The following is an 18,050-nucleotide window of genomic DNA, read 5'->3' as shown; positions in this document are numbered from 1 at the left end:
CAAAGGCATCATTCTGGCTGGCGGCTCCGGCACCCGTCTGCACCCCGCCACCCTGGCCATCAGCAAACAGCTGCTGCCGATCTACGACAAGCCCATGATCTACTACCCGTTGAGCACGCTGATGCTGGCGGGCATCCGGGACATTCTGATCATCAGCACCCCGCAGGACACGCCCCGCTTCCAGCAACTGCTGGGCGATGGCAGCCAGTGGGGCCTGAGCCTTCAGTATGAGGTGCAGCCCAGCCCTGATGGTTTGGCCCAGGCTTTTTTGATTGCCGAGTCTTTTCTGGGAGGGAACTCTTGCGCGCTGGTGCTTGGAGACAATATTTTCCACGGCCATGATCTGCAGACCTTGGTCAAAGTTGCCAATCAGACCCAGGGTGGAGCGACGGTGTTTGCCTATCATGTGCAGGAGCCCAGCCGCTACGGGGTGGTGGAGTTTGACCAGCAAGGGCAGGTGCTCTCGATAGAGGAAAAGCCGGTCGAGCCAAAATCCAATTACGCAGTGACGGGGCTGTATTTCTACGATTCGCAAGTGGTCGAGATTGCAAAGACTCTCAAGCCCTCTGGCAGAGGCGAGTTGGAAATCACAGACATTAATCGTATTTATCTGGAAAGAGGTCAGCTCAATGTGAAGCTGATGGGGCGAGGCTATGCCTGGCTCGACACTGGCACCCATGACAGTCTGCTGGAGGCAGGTCAATTCATTGCCACCCTCGAGCAGCGTCAGGGGTTGAAGGTGGCGTGCCCGGAAGAAATCGCATTTCGTGCCGGCTGGATTGACGCCGCTCAGCTCGCCGAACTGGCAAGGCCGTTGCTCAAGAACGGCTACGGACGGTATCTGATGCAATGTCTGGAGGCTGGAGTGCGATGAAGGTCGTTCCGACTGCGATCCCCGAGATCAAGCTGTTCAAACCCACGATTCATCGGGATGGGCGAGGGCTTTTCGTGGAAAGCTTTCGCCAGGATATCTTCAACCAGGCCACGGGCACGAACCACGAGTTCATTCAAGACAACCACAGTCGCAGCAGCAAGGGCGTGCTGCGTGGGCTGCACTACCAGCTGCCGCCCCATGCCCAGGGCAAGCTGGTACGTGTGATCTCCGGTGCGGTGTTTGATGTGGCCGTGGATATTCGCCGCAGCTCGCCCAGCTTTGGCCAATGGGTGGGAGCGGAGCTGAGTGCCGAGAATCACCATCAGCTCTGGATTCCGCCGGGCTTTGCCCATGGCTTTGTGGTGCTCAGCGATACGGCGGACCTTGTATACAAGGCCACAGCCTATTACGCACCGGAGTCGGATCGGGGCCTGCTCTGGAATGACCCCGACATAGCTATTGCCTGGCCACAGCTCGATATCGACTTTTCCTTGTCCGAAAAAGATCAGCATCAGCCTGCATTCAAGCAGGCCGAACTGTTCGATTAAGTCTGGTCTGATTCGGCCATCTGCAGAAACGGCTGAATCAGCTGCGCATCGCGCCGTTCGCGCAGGCAGTACAGGTATTCGGGAAGACAGGGAACCTCGCCTTGCAGGTCGAGAACGACGAGTTCAGGGTGGGCCGATGCTTCGTGCCGCGCAAAAATGCTGATGCCCATCTGGCGGATCACGGCTTCACGTATGGACTCGCGGCTGGCAATTTCCAGCACGCGTTGCGGGCTGACCTGAGTGGCTTCCAGCATCTGCTCGGTCAGCTGCCGGGTCATGGAGCCGCGCTCGCGCAGGATCAGCGTGTTCTTTGCCAGATCCGCGATGGCGACGGACTTCTGCCTGGCCAGCGCATGCTGCCGGTGCACGACCAGGGCCAACGGGTCGCGCCCCAGTTCAAGGCGCAGCAGGCGCGGATCGGTGTCCAGGTGCGAAGAGGTTGCCAGATCCACCTGGTACTCGGCCAGCGCCTGAATCATCTGGCGCGAATTGCCGTTGACGATGCTCACTTCCACCAGCGCATATTGCTGCTGATAGCGTTTGACGATGTCCAGAACATAGTAGGGGGCGGTTGCACCTATGCGCAGCTGACCCTGGTTGACATGGCCCGACTGGCGCAGCGCCGATTCGATCTGGGCCGACTGCAGCAGCAGCTTCTCTATTTCCGGCAGCAGCTTCAGGCCCGCATCGGTGATGGCCAGCCTTCCGCTCTGGCGCGTGAACAGTTCGACCTCATATTGCTCCTCCAAGGCCTTGATCTGCGCCGTGACCGTGGGCTGGCTCAGCCCCAGTTGGCGCGCGGCCTGGGTGATGCTGCCGAGGCGGGCAACCCAGAAAAAGGATTTGAGCTGTGTGGCAAACATGACAAGGTCTTCAAGAAAGCGGTGCCCGGATTTCAACATGAACGCAGCAGCCGGTAATGCGGATGAGCAGCTTTGATTTCAATAGCTTCTTGCGCATATAAACAATGTCTTCTAGGTGGTTTTATAAAGAAATATGAGGCAGATAAGGCGTAAGTTGCTTTCGAATCAATAGCATTTCGATGGCAGACGCTGGCGCAGTGCGATGACTACAAAGTTTGCTGATGACGCCTTTGCCAGATTTCAGTTCTGTGACACAGGCGTTTCACAGTGAATTTCTACAGTTCCCTCATGTCGCAAACGGCCGCGTTGGTCGGGCGGCAACGATCAATCCAAGGGACTGTTATCCATGCGCCACGCTTTTGCACCCGCCACTCGCCGCTTCACCTTGATCGCCTTTTCCACGGTTGCCACGGCCTTGCTGGGCCTGGCATCCGCGGCCCACGCCAGGACCGATCTGCTGGTGTATTCGGCCCTGGAGGCCGATCAGATCAAGGCCTACAAAGCGGCTTTTGAAAAAGCCCATCCCGAGATCGAGCTGAAGTTCGTGCGCGACAGCACGGGCATCATCACCGCCCGTCTGCTGGCCGAAAAGGCCAATCCCCAGGCCGATGTGATCTGGGGCGTGGCCGCCACTTCGCTGATGCTGCTGGACAAGCAAGGCATGCTGCAGCCCTATGCGCCCAGAAACCTGGCCAGGGTGCGCTCCACCATGCGCGATCCGGCAGCCACGCCGACCTGGGTGGGCATGGATCTGTGGTCGTCCGCCGTCTGTTTCAACACCGTGGAAGGCGGAAAGCGCAAGCTGCCCACGCCTGCCAGCTGGGCCGACCTGACCAGGCCCGAGTTCAAGGGCACGATCACCATGCCCCACCCGGCGTCCAGCGGCACGGGCTATCTGATGGTGGCCGCCTGGCTGCAGATGATGGGCGAGGACAAGGGCTGGGCCTATATGGATGCGCTGCACCAGAACATCGGCATCTACACGCACAGCGGCTCCAAGCCCTGCCGCCAGGCCGGCGCGGGCGAGTTCCCCGTGGGCCTGAGCTTTGAATACCGGGCCAACAAGACCAAGAAGGATGGCGCGCCCATAGACATCGTCTTTCCCAGGGAAGGCCTGGGCTGGGATGTGGAAGCCACGGCCATTCTGAAGACCAGCAAAAAGCAGGAGGCCGCCAAGGCCCTGGCCGACTGGGCGGTGACGCCTGGCGCCAACAAGCTCTACGCCGCCAACTTTGCCGTGCTGGCCCTTCCCGAGGCCCAGGAAAAGCACGAGTTCATTCCGGCCGATCTGGAAAAGCGCCTGGCCAGGAACGACTTCAACTGGGCAGCGGCTAACCGCGATCGTATCTTGGCCGAATGGTCGCGTCGGTACGAAGCCAAGGCGGAGAAGAAGTAACACCCCCTGAGGCGCTTCGCCTTGGCGGCGCCGCGCCTTCCCCCTCTCTGGCGCTGCGCGCCGGAGGGGGACGACACCAGCGCGGCGGGGCGGCCCTTGCGCGGTGTCTCTGGGTTGGGGCGCGCCGGTATCGACCGGTATGCGCTCTGGTGGAGATAGCAGGCCGTCCGTTTTTGCACGTTGAAAGTGATTGCAGATGCTGCGCATAGAACATATCGCCAAGCAGTACAAAGACACCCCGGTGCTGCGCGACATTGGCCTGTTGGTGGAGGGCGGCGAGTTCGTCAGCCTGCTGGGCCCTTCGGGCTGCGGCAAGACCACGCTGCTGCGCATTCTGTGCGGCATCGAGCAGGCCGACGCGGGCCGCATTCTGTTTCAGGGCGAGGACATCACGCGCTGGCCCGCCGCACGCCGGGGCTTTGGCGTGGTGTTCCAGAGCTACGCATTGTTTCCTAACCTGACGGCGGCCCAGAATGTGGCGTTTGGTCTCAGGGGCCAGCCTGCGGCGCAAGTGCAGGCCCGGGTGCAGGAGATGCTGGCTCTGGTAGGTCTGGGTGCGCAGGCGCAGCGCTATCCGGCGCAATTGTCGGGCGGCCAGCAGCAGCGCATTGCGCTGGCCCGCGCACTGGCGCCGCGCCCGCGCCTGCTGTTGCTGGACGAGCCGCTGTCCGCGCTCGATGCCCAGGTGCGCACCGAGCTGCGCAGCGAAATCCGCCAGTTGCAGCGCCAGCTGGGCATTGCCTGCGTGATGGTCACGCACGACCAGGAAGAAGCGCTCTCCATGGCCGACCGCGTGGTGCTGATGCACCAGGGCCGTATCGAGCAGCAGGGCTCGCCCGAGCAGCTCTACGCCAAGCCGGTTAGCCACTTTGCGGCCGGTTTTGTGGGCCGCATGAATTTGCTGCCCGCCGTGGCCGAGTCGGGCGACGCGGTGCGCGTGGGCGAGGGGCGGCTTGAATGCAGCACTGCCGGTTTTGAGGTCGGTGATGCCTTGCTGGTGGGCGTGAGGCCCGAAAGCGTGGTGCTGCACCCGGCCCAGCCCGCAGCACTGCCCAATCTGTTTCGCGCGCGGGTGGTCGAGACCTCGTTCCTGGGTTCGCTGGTCCTGGTGCGCGTGTTCAGCCCCACGCTGCAATGCCAGATCGATGTGCAATGGCCGCTGCGCCATGACGCGCGTCTGCCCGACTGGCTGCAGGGCGAGGTGTTGCTGGAGTTGCCGGCTGCCGCGCTGCAGTCGCTGGCAGCGCCAGAGATTTTGCGAAAGGCGGCATAAGCATGGATGCCTCTTCTTCTGCGCTGCCCGTGGGGAGCTATGCGCCTGCAGTGGAATCACGTCGGCAGCAAGGCACCGGCCCTGCGGCACCACGGCAAACGCGCTTTTTCGATTGGGAAAAGCTGTGGCTGGGCCTGTCGGTGCTGGGCCTGCTGGGCGCGCTGCTGGTGGCCATTGCACTGCCCGTGGGGGCGCTGCTGGGCCGCAGCTTTGTGTCGGCCGATGGCAAGTTCTCGGGCCTGGCCCAGTACCTCGCCTATGCGCAAACGCCGGGCGTAGCTCAGTCGCTGTTCAACAGCCTGTGGCTGTCGGCCATCAGCAGCACCTTGTGTGTGGCCCTGGCCTATGGCTATGCCTACGGCGTGATGCGCAGCTGCATGCCGCTGGCCAGGTTCTTTCGCGCCATCGCCCTGGTGCCGCTGCTGGCGCCGTCGCTGCTCATGGCCATCAGCCTGATCTATCTGTTTGGCGCCCAGGGTCTGCTCAAGAGCTGGCTGCTGGGCGGCTCGGCCTATGGGCCGTTTGGCATCATTCTTGGCTCGGTGCTGTGGACGTTTCCGCATGCGCTGATGATTCTGTGCACCACGCTGGCCTCGGGCGATGCGCGCCTGTATGAGGCCGCCGCCACGCTGGGCGCGGGGCGCTGGCGCAGCTTCTGCCAGGTCACGCTGCCAGCCAGCCGCTATGGGCTGATGATTGCCTGGATTGTGGTCTTCGTGCTGGTGGTCACCGACTTTGGCGTGCCCAAGGTGATTGGCGGCAACACGCAGATGCTGGCCACCGATATCTACAAGCAGGTGATTGGCCAGCAGAACCTGTCCATGGGTGCCGTGGTGGCCATGCTGCTGCTGGTGCCTGCGGGCCTGGCCTTTGCGGCCGAGCGCCATTTGCGTGCCCGGCAGGCCGCTGCCATGAGCGTGCGGGCCGTGCCTCTGGTGCCGCAGCCCTGTGTGCCGCTCGACCGTGCGCTGCTGGTGTATTGCAGCCTGATGGCTTTGGCGCTGCTGGCGGTGATGGGCGTGGCCGTGCTGGCATCCCTGGTCAGCTTCTGGCCCTATAACCTGACGCTGACCTTCAGGAACTACCAGTTCGACCTGATGGATGGTGGCGGCTGGGCCAGTTACGCCAACTCGCTGACCATGGCCGTGGCCACGGCGGCGACAGGCGCGCTGCTGAGTTTTCTGAGCGCGTATCTGGTGGCCAAGCCCACGGGCTGGGGCCGCGCGCGCCAGTGGCTGCACGCGGTGGCCACGCTGCCCATGGCGGTGCCCGGGCTGGCGCTGGGTCTGGGCTATATCCTGTTCTTCAATGCGGGCGGCAATCCGCTGCACTTTCTGTACGGGTCCATGGGCATTCTGGTGCTGTGCACGGTCGCGCATTTTTTCTCGGTGGCGCACATCACCCAGCTCACAGCCTTGCAGCAACTGGATGCCGAATACGAACGCGTGGCCGATTCCATGGGCCTGCCGTTCTGGACGCTGCTGTGGTGCGTGCACCTGCCCGTGTGCCTGCCTGCGGTGATGCAGGTGGCGGGCTACTTCTTCGTGAATGCCATGACCACGGTGTCGGCGGTGGTCTTCTTGTACTCGCCCGAAACCACATTGGCCTCGGTGGCCGTGCTGGCCATGGATGACGCGGGCGATATCGCTCCCGCCGCCGCCATGGCCACGCTGATCTTTGCGACTGCAGCCGCCGGTCGCCTGCTGATTGCGCTGCTGGATGCCTGGTTGCAGCGGCGTACCCAGCACTGGCGCCAGCGCTGAGGACTTTCTCCACATCACTTGATTCTCCGAAAGTCTCTTGCTGCATCGCCTTGGCGCTGCGGCAAGGACTTGGCTTGTCTGCTTTTTCTGTAACGCTATGAAAAATTACGATCTGATCGTCGTCGGTGCCGGCATTGTCGGCCTGGCCCATGCCTATACCGCTGCCACGCGCGGCCGCTCCGTGCTGGTGATAGAGCGCGACGGCGCCTGCCTGGGCGCCTCGATTCGCAACTTCGGTTTTGTCACCATCACGGGCCAGCGCGCTGGCGCCCATTGGCGGCGCGCCATGCGCTCACGCGATGTCTGGGCAGAGATTGCACCCAAGGCCGGTATCGATGTCCTGCATGCCGGCCTGTGGCTGACGGCGCGCCGCCCTGCTGCGGCAGCGGTGCTTGACGCATTCATGCAAACCGAGATGGGCGAGGGCTGCGAGATGCTGACGCCAGCCCAGGCCGCGGCACGCCATCCGGCGCTGCGTAGCGAAGGGCTGCAATCCGTGCTCTACAGCCCGCATGAGCTGCGCGTGGAGTCGCGCACCGCCATCCCGCAACTGGCCCTGTGGCTGCAGCAGGATCTGGGAGTGGATTTCCGCTTTGGCGAAAGCGTGACGGAGGTGGCAACGCCGCGCGTCACCACCTCGCGTGGCCGCTATCACGCCGAACGTGTGGTGGTCTGCAACAACGCCGATCCAGGCGGGCTGTTCGCCAGCGAATGGACTGAAAACCAAGTGCAGCTGTGCCAGTTGCAGATGCTGCGCGTCAAGCCGCAAGCGGGCTTCAAGCTCGAAGGATCGGTCATGGGGGATCTGAGCCTGGTGCGCTACGAAGGCTATAGCGCGCTGCCCGAAGCCGCAGTATTGCGCGCCGAGCTGGAGCACGAGGAGGCCGAAAGCCTGAAGCACGGCATCCACCTGATTGCCGTGCAAAGCGCCGACGGTTCGCTGGTGGTCGGCGATTCGCACCACTACGGCAGCGCGCCCCAGCCGTTTGCCAGCGAAGCCGTCGACCAGCTCATGCTGCGCCATATGCACGAAGCGCTGCATATCGACAAGGCCCAGGTCGTGGAGCGCTGGACGGGCATCTATCCCTCCAGTGCCGAAGCCCCTTGTTTTGTCAAAGCGCCAGATGCAGCGACACGCGTGGTGGCAGTGACCAGCGGCTCGGGCGCAAGCACGGCGTTTGGCCTGGCCGAAGAGGTGTGGAGGGCCTGGTAGCTGCTACGGATTGAATAGCTTCTGACGCTTGTAGGTTCTCGAATTTCAAGAAAATGAATTCAGAATCCTGATTTATAAAGCGCAAATAGCTATCAGAGAATGAGCATCACTGCTGCACAAACAGTGGCGCAATCAGCATGACGAGCAGGATGGCGGCCAGTACGGCAAACAGGATCTTGACCCAGCTGTAAGGCCGCTCGCCCGCAATCTGGCCGGTATAGCCATTGGCCACGATCTGGTAGGTCTTGCTGCCATAGGTGTAGCCGACCAGCCAGACCGGCACCAGCGTGTGCTTGAAGCTGCGGCCCGAGTATTGGCGCTGGACCTGCAGATTGCGCTGAGTGTCTCCCGGCACCTCGCGCGAGCACATGCTGCGCAGCTGACTGTCCATGTCTTCCTCGTTGATCCTGGCGGCCTTGGAGAGGTCCACCTGGTAGCGCTCCACCGTCCAGCCGCGCACGAACTCCGGGCTGTAGGGCTTGAGGTCGGTGGTGGTCGGGAAGGGCTCCACCTGGCGCAGCAGATGGGCATGCACGCCCACGGTGCCCGGCACCAGTTCATCGTCGAAGAAATGCTGCAAGCTGCCCGATGCCGGCTCCCAGCGCACATGCTGGACCTGGCGGGTCTGCAGATTGCCGTTGCCGTCGCGATAGGACTCGGTGGTGTAGTAGTAATAGCCGGCCTCTGCCCACCACTGGGCGCTGGCATGGGCGTCAAAGGTCCAGTAGGGCAGATAGACGCCGTGCAGCGTGTCCGTCAGCGCGGCGCTCTTGAGCTTGCTGGGCGCAAACCAGCGGCTGCCATACCACTGGCGGATCTTGTCGCGAATCTGTCCGTCGCTGATCTTGAACGGCAGAATGCTCTGCGGCGTGATGGCGTCGCTGCGCTCCTCATGGGCGACGATGGCCGGCGAGCCGCAGAAGTCGCAGCGCTGGGCCACGTTCTTGCCGAGAAACACCGAGATGGCGCGGCAGTTCTGGCATTGCACCTCGTAGCGCTCGTCCGAGCCCCAGCCGCGACCGCTGGCCGGGTTGCGCAAGGCATCGGCCAGATCCTGCTCCACCACGGCGCGTCCCAGCTCGGGCTGCGTCTGCTCGCTCCAGGGAACGACGGTGCCGCAGTAAGGACATCTGAGCGACTGTGCCTTGGCATTCCACTCCAGATTGCCGCCGCATTCGGGGCAGACATGCCTGCCCACCATGGAAGGGGGAGCCGTCTCGGAGACTGGGGTGAATGCAGATCGGGAAGAGCTGGAGGAGGAAGCGGGTGTGGCCACGGCAAAAACGGGTTCAGGCGGCAACAGCGGCGGGATGGGTTTCGTAGAAGGTCACGCAGTTGCCATCCTCGTCGAGAAGACTGAATTCCTGGGTCCCCCAGGGCTGCTGGCGCAGACCGCCATTGGGGTGAACCGCATTCTCGGCCAGGCACTGCGCATGAAGGGCGGCAATTCCCGCTACCTGGATGCGGCAGCTGGTCTGCCTGGGAATCTCCGGGTCCTGGCAGGCCCAGAAGTGCAGCTCCAGCCCGCCCAGCGAGACGATGGCGTACTCGCCGGGCTGGGCGTGGACGGTTCTGGCGCCCAGCACGCGGGCGTAGAAAGCCACGGTGCGCGCCATGTCCAGCGATGCCAGCACCGGAGTGGTGCTGATGAAAACCGGTTTGTGTTCATTCATGACGTGCACCTGAGGCCATGGATTGGGGATCAGCCGCGCAGGAACTCGTCCAGCGCAGCCTGGGCGATGCGCCACTGGCTGCCGATCTGGCGGGCCTTGAGGTTGCCGGCCTGGATTTCGGCCAGCACATCGGCCTCGGCCACGCCCAGCACCTGGGCCGCCTGGGCGGGGGTCAGCACCTGCAGACCGGCGGCGGCCGGGGCGGCAGGCGTCTGTGCGGCTTGGGCTGCGGCCGGCGAGAAGGGGTCTGCCACAGCTGCGGCCGGGGCGCCTGCAGCACCGCCGCCCTGCATGCCCTTCATCATTTCCTGGGCCATGCCGAAGCCCATGGCCATGGTGGCCGGAATGGTGGCTGCGGCAGCGCCTTCGCCGCCGTTGGCCATGGCCTGGCCCATCTGGTACTTCACATAGTCGTTGAGGTTGCCGATGGCGCCCATGCTGGAGCGCTTGTCGATGGCCTGCTCCACCTCGGGCGGCACGGAAACGTTCTCCAGCAGGAAGCTGGTGATTTCCAGGCCGTATTTTTCGCTGACGGCCGGGTTGATGAGCTGCAGCAGCGCGTCGCCCAGCTCGCTGTAGCGCTGGGCTACATCGAGTGCCGGCACCTGGGCCTTGGCCAGGGCTTCGGAGAAGATGCTGACGATGCGCGAGCGCATGGTGTCGGCAAACTCGTCGATGCGGAAGTTCTGGTCCGTGCCCGCCACTTCCTTGAGGAACAGGGCGGCGTTGGTGATGCGGAAGTCATAGGTACCGAAGGCGCGCAGACGGATCACGCCAAAGTCCTTGTCGCGCATCATGATGGGGTTGGAGGTGCCCCATTTGTTGCCCGTGAACAAGCGCGTGTTGATGTAGTAGACATCGCACTTGAAGGGAGAGTTGAAGCCGTACTTCCAGCCGCGCAGCGTGGACAGAACCGGGATGTTCTGCGTGGTCAGCAGGTGGCGGCCCGGGTTGAACAGGTCTGCGAACTGGCCTTCGGAGACGAACTGCACCTGCTGCGACTCACGCACGATGAGCTGGGCGCCGTTCTTGATTTCCTTGTCTTCATCGGGCCAGCGATACGACAGCGTGTCGCGCGAATCATCGGTCCATTCGATGATTTCGATCAGTTGCTTGGTGATGATTTTCATGAAATCCATGACGTGCTCCGAAAGAGGATGACGGGAAAGGAATCATTCTAGGAGGCAAACCGCGGCAGCCGGTTCCGGGATGCATGGCAGTTGCGCGGAAATTGTTAAAAAGTGAGCGCACTGCGCTTTCTATTCAATAGTTTCATGGTTTATTGATGCTGCATCTGTCTATTCATGGGCGGTAAGTGCTAGCGTTTTACTTTTCACATTTTGAAATCACCGGCTGGAGCCCCTTCGTGAAAATGCCTGCTGTGGGGCCGCACAGACAGACTACGTCCGTGATCAGTGGCACAGACTTAGAATCTACCGCTTATGCGGTCGATACCGCCCAGAACACCTCTTAATGAAGATGCCGCCCGCAATCGCCAGTGATTGCAGGCGCGCGAACGTATACAAGTCATGCTGACCTTCCAACAAATCATTCTGAAACTGCAGTCCTACTGGGCCGAACAGGGCTGTGCATTGCTCCAGCCCTATGACATGGAAGTCGGCGCCGGTACCTCGCACACCGCGACCTTTCTGCGCGCCATCGGTCCCGAGCCCTGGAAGGCTGCCTATGTGCAGCCCAGCCGTCGTCCCAAGGACGGCCGCTATGGCGAGAACCCCAACCGCCTGCAGCACTACTACCAGTTCCAGGTGGTGCTCAAGCCCGCTCCCGACAATATTCTGGAGCTCTACCTGGGCTCGCTCGAAGCCCTGGGCTTCGATCTGAAGAAGAACGACATCCGCTTTGTCGAGGACGACTGGGAAAACCCCACGCTGGGCGCCTGGGGCCTGGGCTGGGAAGTCTGGCTCAACGGCATGGAAGTGACCCAGTTCACCTATTTCCAGCAGGTCGCCGGCATCGACTGCAAGCCCGCCACGGGCGAGATCACCTACGGCCTGGAACGTCTGGCCATGTATCTGCAGGGCAAGGAATCGGTGTACGACCTGGTCTATACCGACGGCCTGTCCTATGGCGACGTGTTCCACCAGAACGAGGTGGAGCAGTCCACCTACAACTTCGAGCATTCGAATGCCGAGTTCCTGTTCAGCGCCTTTGCGGCCCACGAAGGCACGGCCAATCAGCTGATCGACGCCCAGCTGGCGCTGCCCGCCTATGAGCAGGTGCTCAAAGCCGCCCACACCTTCAATCTGCTGGACGCCCGTGGCGCCATCTCGGTGACCGAGCGCGCTGCCTATATCGGCCGTATCCGCAACCTGGCCCGCGCCGTGGGCAAGAGCTATCTGGACAGCCGCGCGCGCCTGGGCTTCCCCATGGCGCCCAAGGCCCATGCCGACGAGGTGTTGGCCGAGCTGGCCAAGGCCGCAGAGCAGGCAGCGAAGAAGGCTGCTTAAGCCGCTTTCACGCTACCACCGACCCATATTCCAAAATTTCAGCGGCCAGCCTTGATCTAGAAAGCGCTGGCTGCTATCAAAATCATCATGAACGCATCGAATCTACTGGTTGAACTGTTTGTCGAAGAGCTGCCTCCCAAGGCGCTGCAAAAGCTCGGCGATGCTTTTGCAGCTGTCATCTTCGAGCAGCTCAAGGCCCAGGGACTGCTGGCATCGAGCGAGTCGCGCCTGACCGCCTACGCCTCTCCCCGCCGTCTGGCCGCGCACATCACCGAAGTGCTGCCCCAGGCCGAAGACAAGGCAGTCTCGCAAAAGCTGATGCCTGTCTCCGTGGCGCTGGATGCCGAGGGCAAGCCCACGGCGGCACTGCTCAAGAAACTGGCGGCCCTGGGGGCCGACGAATCCGCAGTGGCCGCTCTGAAGCGCCAGGGCGAAGGCAAGGCCGAAGCCCTGTTCTACGAATCCACGGCCAAGGGCGTGCTGCTGACCGATGGCGTGCAAAAGGCGCTGGACGAAGCCCTGGCCAAGTTGCCCATCCCCAAGGTCATGCGCTACCAGTTGCAGGACGGCTGGACCAGCGTGCACTTTGTGCGCCCGGCCCACGGCCTGGTCGTGATGCATGGCACCCAGGTGCTGATCGGCGTGAAGGCCCTGGGCCTGACCGCCGGCGCTGCCACGCATGGTCACCGCTTTGAAGCCGCTGTGGACCCCGTGGTTATCCAGAACGCCGACAGCTATGCAGAGCAACTGCGTGAAGAGGGCGCCGTGATCGCCAGCTTCACCGAGCGCCGGGCCGATATCGCCCGCCAGCTGCAGGCGGCTGCCGAACGCATTGGCGGCGACGTGCGCCCCATCGACGACCCTGCCCTGCTGGACGAGGTGACGGCCCTGGTCGAGCGCCCCAATGTGCTGGTCTGCGAATTCGAGAAGGAATTCCTGGCCGTGCCCCAGGAATGCCTGATTCTGACCATGAAGGCCAATCAGAAGTACTTCCCGCTGCTGGACGCCAATGGCAAGCTGACCCATCAGTTCCTGATCGTCAGCAACATCCAGCCCCAGGACGCTTCGGCCGTGGTTGGCGGCAACGAACGTGTGGTGCGCCCGCGTCTGGCCGACGCCAAGTTCTTCTTCGACCAGGACCGCAAAAAGACCCTGGCCAGCCGCGTTGAGCAACTGGACAAGGTGGTCTATCACAACAAGCTGGGCACGCAGGGCGAGCGCATCGCCCGCGTGCGCGCCATCGCCAAGAGCATTGCCCAGCAGTTGGGCAACTCCGAACTGGGCCGTCTGGCCGACCAGGCCGCAATGCTGGCCAAGACCGATCTGGTCACCGACATGGTGGGCGAGTTCCCCGAGCTGCAGGGCATCATGGGCCGCTACTACGCCCAGAACGACGGCCTGGATGTGGCCGTGGCAGATGCCATCGAAGACCACTACAAGCCCCGCTTTGCCGGCGACGAACTGCCGCGCGGCGATGTGGGCGTGATCGTGGCCCTGGCCGACAAGCTAGAAACTCTGGTCGGCATGTTCGGTATCGGCAACCTGCCCACCGGCGACCGCGATCCCTTCGCCCTGCGCCGCCATGCACTGGGCGTGATCCGCATGCTGGTCGAAAAGGATCTGGAGCTGGATCTGGAAACCCTGCTGGTCAGCACCTTGCCTGCCTTCGGTGACAAGATCCAGGACGCCACGCCCCAGCTGGTCGAATTCATCTACGACCGCCTGGCCAATATGTTCCGCGAACAAGGCTACAGCGCCCAGGAAGTGGAAGCCGTGCTGGCCCTGCAACCCCAGCGCCTGTCCGACGTGCAAAAGCGCCTGGAAGCCGTGCGCGCCTTTGCGACCCTGCCCGAAGCTCCGGCTCTGGCTGCGGCCAACAAGCGTGTGGGCAATATTCTGAAGAAGGCCGAAACCGACGTTCAGCCCCAGGTGAACGAAGCGCTGTTGGTGGAGCAGGCTGAAAAGGAACTGTATGCAGTGCTGCAGCAGGTGGCGCCCAAAGCCCAGCAACAGTTTGCAGCAGGTGATTACACCGCCAGCCTGCAAACCCTGGCAGCATTGCGTGCTTCGGTCGATGCGTTCTTCGAACAGGTCATGGTCAATGCCGAAGATCCGGCTCTCAAGGCAAACCGACTGGGCTTACTGGCTTTGCTCCATGAGGCCATGAATCGGGTGGCGGATTTGGCAAGACTGGTTGTTTGAACGTAGCTTTTTTGCTTTATTAGCAAGGGGATGCCGGCAAGATGGCATCTCCTTTCTGTTTTATGGAATGCGGGTTCATCAGGCTTTTTATGAGCGAGTTCTATCTTAATCTTCGCAAAAGCATTGATATTCGTTAATTATTAATCTTATGGTCAATGAAGAATGAAAATATTAATTGTATTTGGAACACGCCCTGAAGCCATAAAAATGGCTCCCATTATTAAAGCTTTTAAAGAAAGATCTGAATTTGAGGTGAATGTTTGCGTAACGGCGCAACATAGACAGATGCTGGATCAAGTTCTGAATCTGTTTGAAATAAATCCAAAGTATGATTTAAATCTAATGCGTCCTGGACAGACCTTGACGGACATTACCGTCAATGTTTTAAAAGGGATGGAAGAGGTTTTAAATAGAGATAATCCAGATTGGGTTCTTGTTCATGGCGATACAAGTACATCTTTTGTCGCCAGTCTAGCGTGTTACTATAAAAAAATAAAAATAGCTCATGTGGAGGCAGGTCTTAGAACATCAGACATATATTCGCCTTGGCCCGAGGAAGGGAATCGACAATTGACTGCGAGACTGGCAACCCTGCATCTGGCTCCAACGAAAGAATCTAAAGAGAATTTAGTACGAGAAAACATACCTGAAGAAAATATATTTGTCACAGGTAATTCCGTTATTGATGCACTCTTGCTGGTTTCTAAAAAAAATTGATGAAGATGAGGGGCTGCAAAAAAAATTAGAGAATGATTTTCCTTATCTCGATAGATCAAAAAAAAATGATTCTTGTGACTGGTCATCGTCGCGAGAATTTCGGCGGTGGCTTCGAGAGAATATGCAAGGCATTAAGGGATTTGTCTAGGGATCCAGATTTGCAAATTGTATACCCGGTACATATGAATCCAAGTGTTCAGGAACCTGTAAATCGGGTTCTTAAAAACTTAAATAATCTTCATCTCATTAATCCTCAGGATTATCTGCCATTTATTTACTTGATGAAGAAGAGTTATTTGATTTTAACCGATTCAGGGGGCATTCAAGAAGAAGCTCCATCGCTGGGTAAGCCGGTTTTAGTGATGAGAGACACTACTGAAAGACCGGAGGCTGTAGCAGCGGGTACTGTGCGTATGGTGGGAACGGACTACGATGCAATAATGAAGCAAACCAAGTTATTGATTGGAGACTCTTTGGAATATAAAAAAATGAGTTTTCAACATAATCCCTATGGTGATGGCATGGCTGCTGACCGGATAGTAGAGATATTTATGAAGACATTGTAGTTGGATGTGGAGATTATAGGTGTCTGGCATTGTTCTTCAATCTATTAAGTGGTTGGTGATAGAGCGCGGAGGGCAAATTTTAATCGCCCTTCTGTTAAATTCAATACTGGCACGTCATTTAGGTGTTGAAAATTTCGGTGCTTTACAGGCTGCTTTGAGTACGGTGGCTGTTTTCTCATCCGCGGCTTTGGTTTGTGGGGCGGAATTAATTCTGCCAATTTATGGGGAAGATCAGAAAAAATATAAAAATATTTTCTCCGAGGCATTTTTAGCTAGATTGCTATTCCAGGCAATGGCTTTTGTTTTTTGTATTATATTTATTTTTAAGACCCAGAGTGATAATATATTTCTATATGTTACTCTGGCTTTTATCGTTATATTAGTAGAGCCAGCAAATGTTTTTGCAATATATTTCCAATTTTGGAGTCAGCAGAAATGGCTTTCCCTTTTGAAAATTGTTGCCGTTTTTTTGAAAATGGCAATAATCTTCTTGCTTATATTCTTTAACCTCAGCCTGGAAAATTTTGGCATAGCCTATCTGTGCGAAGCAATGCTAATTGCTTTTGGATTAATGCTCATGTATAGGATGAAGGGGTTGCAATTAGCTGCAATGCCAAAAAATTTCCTAATAAAGCAAATTTTCAGCAATGGATTGCTATTTGGTCTTGGTATATTCTTCATGATCTTCTTCCAAAACATGGATAGGCTGGCATTAGATTATTTTAATATGAAAGTCGAATTGGGACTGTATTCTGCTGCTGCCCAAATTGCTGGTAATTGGTATGGTGTCGTAAATTTGATCATTCAGTCTATCAGTGGGCGTTTAGTATATAGCAAGCCGGAGGTAGAGGCCAATAAGATGATATTAAGAATGGCTGTACTAGGATTGTTGATTGCGATACTTGCAACTTTTTTCGCTTATGTGCTCGGACCTATCTTCATAAAAAGCTTTTTTGGATCCTCTTACGAAAAATCGGCCGACTACCTGATATGGATGGTGGGTATTTCTTCTTTGGTTTTTTCTGATGCTATTTTCTCAATGAAGATGATAAAAGCCAGAAAATCATTTGATTTTACAGTTAAGTGGTTTTTGGCAGCTGTGTTCGCATTATTCTATACATTGGTATGCAACTACTATAGTTTTAAATATAATCCTATTATTGGTCTAATGATTGGTTATTTCGTAGCAGCGATGTTTGCATTAATTCATTTCTTTATTGGAGTAAGGCGTGAAGAAAATACTAATAATATGTGATGCCTTTAATGAGCGAGGTGGGGTGGAAAAAATCGTAGCACTTTTGGCAAATCATTATTCAGCCCTTAATCCTGTAAAGATTGCAGTCAGATTTAAGCTGAGTGAAGATCATCCTTACCCATTGGAAAAATCTGTGGATGTGCTCAGTTGCGGTATGCATAAGAGAGGCCCGAGAAATAAGATAGTGAAGATTTTCTCGTTTCTTAGTTATATGGTATGGGTGCGAAAGATAATTAATCAATTCCAACCAGACGTTGTGCTTTGCAATGGGGCAGGTGTTGCAACATTAACAATAATATCTGCTTCTGAAAAATTTCGAGAAAAAATTATAGTATGTGATCATAATAAATTTGAAAATGCTGCTCCACTTACTTATTTCTTGAGAGGGATTGCTTATCGTCGCGCAAAGCATATTATTTCATTGACTCAGGAGGATTTGCCAAAATATAAAGCAATAGGTCAAGCTTCGTGTATTTATAATCCCGTCATTCCACCAAAACGGCCTGTTTTTTCATGCTTGGATAGCAAGACGGTGCTTGCCATGGGGCGACTTGATGCGCAAAAGGGCTTTGACTTGCTAATCAAGGCATGGGCTATTGTCAATGCCAAACATCCTGACTGGACGTTGAAAATAGTGGGTGACGGACGTGAGAAAAATAAGCTTCAGGAGTTGATAGCTCAGTCTGGCCTTGAGCAGAGTGTTTATATGGAGCCATCTACAAGCAATGTATTCTTAAAATTCACTGAAGCAAGCTTGTTTGTATTGTCATCGAGATATGAAGGCTTTTGCTTGGTCATGATTGAGGCAATGTCGGCAGGCTTGCCTGTGGTTGCGTTCGACTGTCAAACAGGGCCAAAAGAGGTTCTTTCCACAGGAGGCGGATTTCTTGTCGCCTCAGAAGATTATCTGGGTTTGGCAAAAATGATTAGCCACTACATCGAGTCACCCCAAATATGGAAGGATCTATCTTTGAAATCAATAGAAACTTCAAAGAGATTTTCTTTGAGTCGATATCTATTTGAGATGGATGAAATTATTCTAAAATAAATATGATTTATAGATTTGAATTATTCATGATCTATGGATTGCTGTGTTCAGCCTTTTTCATGCTGAGTACGGGATTTTCATCAAATGGATTTGCTCTTTTAGCTATCCCATTCTTATTATTTTTCTTATTATATAAACTATTCTTTGTTGACCTTAAGATTAATTTGAGGTCATTATTTTTTTCAATTACT

General features: G+C 57.4%; 14 protein-coding genes and 1 pseudogene. 11 read left to right on the top strand and 4 right to left on the bottom strand.

All coding sequences use genetic code 11. The features are described 5' to 3' along the window. Both rfbA and rfbC read left to right on the top strand, forming a co-directional pair. Positions 1-874, top strand: an 874-nt coding sequence (gene rfbA / locus V8Z78_RS21630) for a glucose-1-phosphate thymidylyltransferase RfbA (RefSeq protein ID WP_349732101.1), incomplete at its 5' end; no start/stop codon positions are given. After that, positions 871-1,422, top strand: coding sequence for a dTDP-4-dehydrorhamnose 3,5-epimerase (gene rfbC / locus V8Z78_RS21625; RefSeq protein WP_039050062.1), 552 nt, complete (start codon positions 871-873; stop codon positions 1,420-1,422). The genes rfbA and rfbC, both read left to right, overlap by 4 nt. Here the strand turns inward: rfbC and V8Z78_RS21620 are convergent. Continuing rightward, positions 1,419-2,285, bottom strand: coding sequence for a LysR substrate-binding domain-containing protein (locus tag V8Z78_RS21620; RefSeq protein WP_179626905.1), 867 nt, complete (start codon positions 2,283-2,285; stop codon positions 1,419-1,421). The two genes, rfbC and V8Z78_RS21620, sit on opposite strands and share 4 nt — an antisense overlap. A 346-nt stretch (positions 2,286-2,631) precedes the next feature. Between V8Z78_RS21620 and V8Z78_RS21615 the strand changes: the two genes are divergently transcribed. The 4 genes from V8Z78_RS21615 (at position 2,632) to V8Z78_RS21600 (ending at position 7,930) form a co-directional block, all read left to right on the top strand. After that, the gene (locus V8Z78_RS21615; protein WP_349732100.1) at positions 2,632-3,681 is read left to right on the top strand and encodes a putative 2-aminoethylphosphonate ABC transporter substrate-binding protein; all 1,050 of its coding nucleotides are present in this window, start codon (positions 2,632-2,634) and stop codon (positions 3,679-3,681) included. A 196-nt stretch (positions 3,682-3,877) separates the two neighbouring features. Then, complete coding sequence (locus V8Z78_RS21610; protein WP_012839914.1) at positions 3,878-4,954, top strand: ABC transporter ATP-binding protein; 1,077 nt, start codon at positions 3,878-3,880, stop codon at positions 4,952-4,954. Between the two features lie 2 nt (positions 4,955-4,956). Continuing rightward, complete coding sequence (locus V8Z78_RS21605; protein WP_349732099.1) at positions 4,957-6,717, top strand: putative 2-aminoethylphosphonate ABC transporter permease subunit; 1,761 nt, start codon at positions 4,957-4,959, stop codon at positions 6,715-6,717. 97 nt (positions 6,718-6,814) lie between these two features. Then, the gene (locus tag V8Z78_RS21600) at positions 6,815-7,930 is read left to right on the top strand and encodes a TIGR03364 family FAD-dependent oxidoreductase (RefSeq protein ID WP_057093621.1); all 1,116 of its coding nucleotides are present in this window, start codon (positions 6,815-6,817) and stop codon (positions 7,928-7,930) included. Positions 7,931-8,036: 106 nt separating this feature from the next. Here the strand turns inward: V8Z78_RS21600 and V8Z78_RS21595 are convergent, their stop codons facing one another. The 3 genes from V8Z78_RS21595 to V8Z78_RS21585 form a co-directional block, all read right to left on the bottom strand. Further along, the gene (locus tag V8Z78_RS21595) at positions 8,037-9,131 is read right to left on the bottom strand and encodes a TFIIB-type zinc ribbon-containing protein (RefSeq protein WP_349732103.1); all 1,095 of its coding nucleotides are present in this window, start codon (positions 9,129-9,131) and stop codon (positions 8,037-8,039) included. Positions 9,132-9,219: 88 nt separating this feature from the next. After that, the gene (locus tag V8Z78_RS21590) at positions 9,220-9,603 is read right to left on the bottom strand and encodes a bleomycin resistance protein (RefSeq protein ID WP_054073841.1); all 384 of its coding nucleotides are present in this window, start codon (positions 9,601-9,603) and stop codon (positions 9,220-9,222) included. Between the two features lie 29 nt (positions 9,604-9,632). Next, positions 9,633-10,742 carry an SPFH and helix-turn-helix domain-containing protein gene (locus V8Z78_RS21585; RefSeq protein ID WP_003068040.1) on the bottom strand — a complete coding sequence of 370 codons (1,110 nt, stop codon included), beginning with the start codon at positions 10,740-10,742 and terminating at the stop codon, positions 9,633-9,635. 390 nt (positions 10,743-11,132) lie between these two features. Here V8Z78_RS21585 and glyQ point away from each other — a divergent pair, with 390 nt between their 5' ends. From glyQ to V8Z78_RS21560, 5 genes and pseudogenes are all read left to right on the top strand, one after another. Beyond that, the gene (gene glyQ / locus V8Z78_RS21580; RefSeq protein WP_003068041.1) at positions 11,133-12,071 is read left to right on the top strand and encodes a glycine--tRNA ligase subunit alpha; all 939 of its coding nucleotides are present in this window, start codon (positions 11,133-11,135) and stop codon (positions 12,069-12,071) included. Positions 12,072-12,158: 87 nt separating this feature from the next. Next, positions 12,159-14,273: a glycine--tRNA ligase subunit beta gene (glyS, locus tag V8Z78_RS21575; RefSeq protein ID WP_349732098.1), complete on the top strand. Its 2,115-nt coding sequence runs from the start codon at positions 12,159-12,161 to the stop codon at positions 14,271-14,273. A 162-nt stretch (positions 14,274-14,435) separates the two neighbouring features. Beyond that, positions 14,436-15,556: pseudogene (gene wecB / locus V8Z78_RS21570) on the top strand (non-hydrolyzing UDP-N-acetylglucosamine 2-epimerase). Between the two features lie 19 nt (positions 15,557-15,575). Beyond that, a complete protein-coding gene (locus V8Z78_RS21565; protein WP_349732097.1) occupies positions 15,576-16,811 on the top strand; it encodes an oligosaccharide flippase family protein in 1,236 nt (411 codons plus the stop codon). Continuing rightward, positions 16,786-17,859 (top strand): glycosyltransferase family 4 protein, encoded by a 1,074-nt coding sequence (locus V8Z78_RS21560; protein ID WP_349732096.1) that lies wholly within the window; start codon positions 16,786-16,788, stop codon positions 17,857-17,859. Before V8Z78_RS21565 ends, V8Z78_RS21560 begins: the two co-directional genes overlap by 26 nt. Positions 17,860-18,050: the final 191 nt, after the last annotated feature.

This window comes from Comamonas sp. wu1-DMT (assembly GCF_040187805.1).
Classification (GTDB): domain Bacteria; phylum Pseudomonadota; class Gammaproteobacteria; order Burkholderiales; family Burkholderiaceae_C; genus Comamonas; species Comamonas thiooxydans.
The sequence above is the reverse complement of the archived record's forward strand: the minus strand, read 5'-3'. Positions and strand labels throughout refer to the sequence as shown.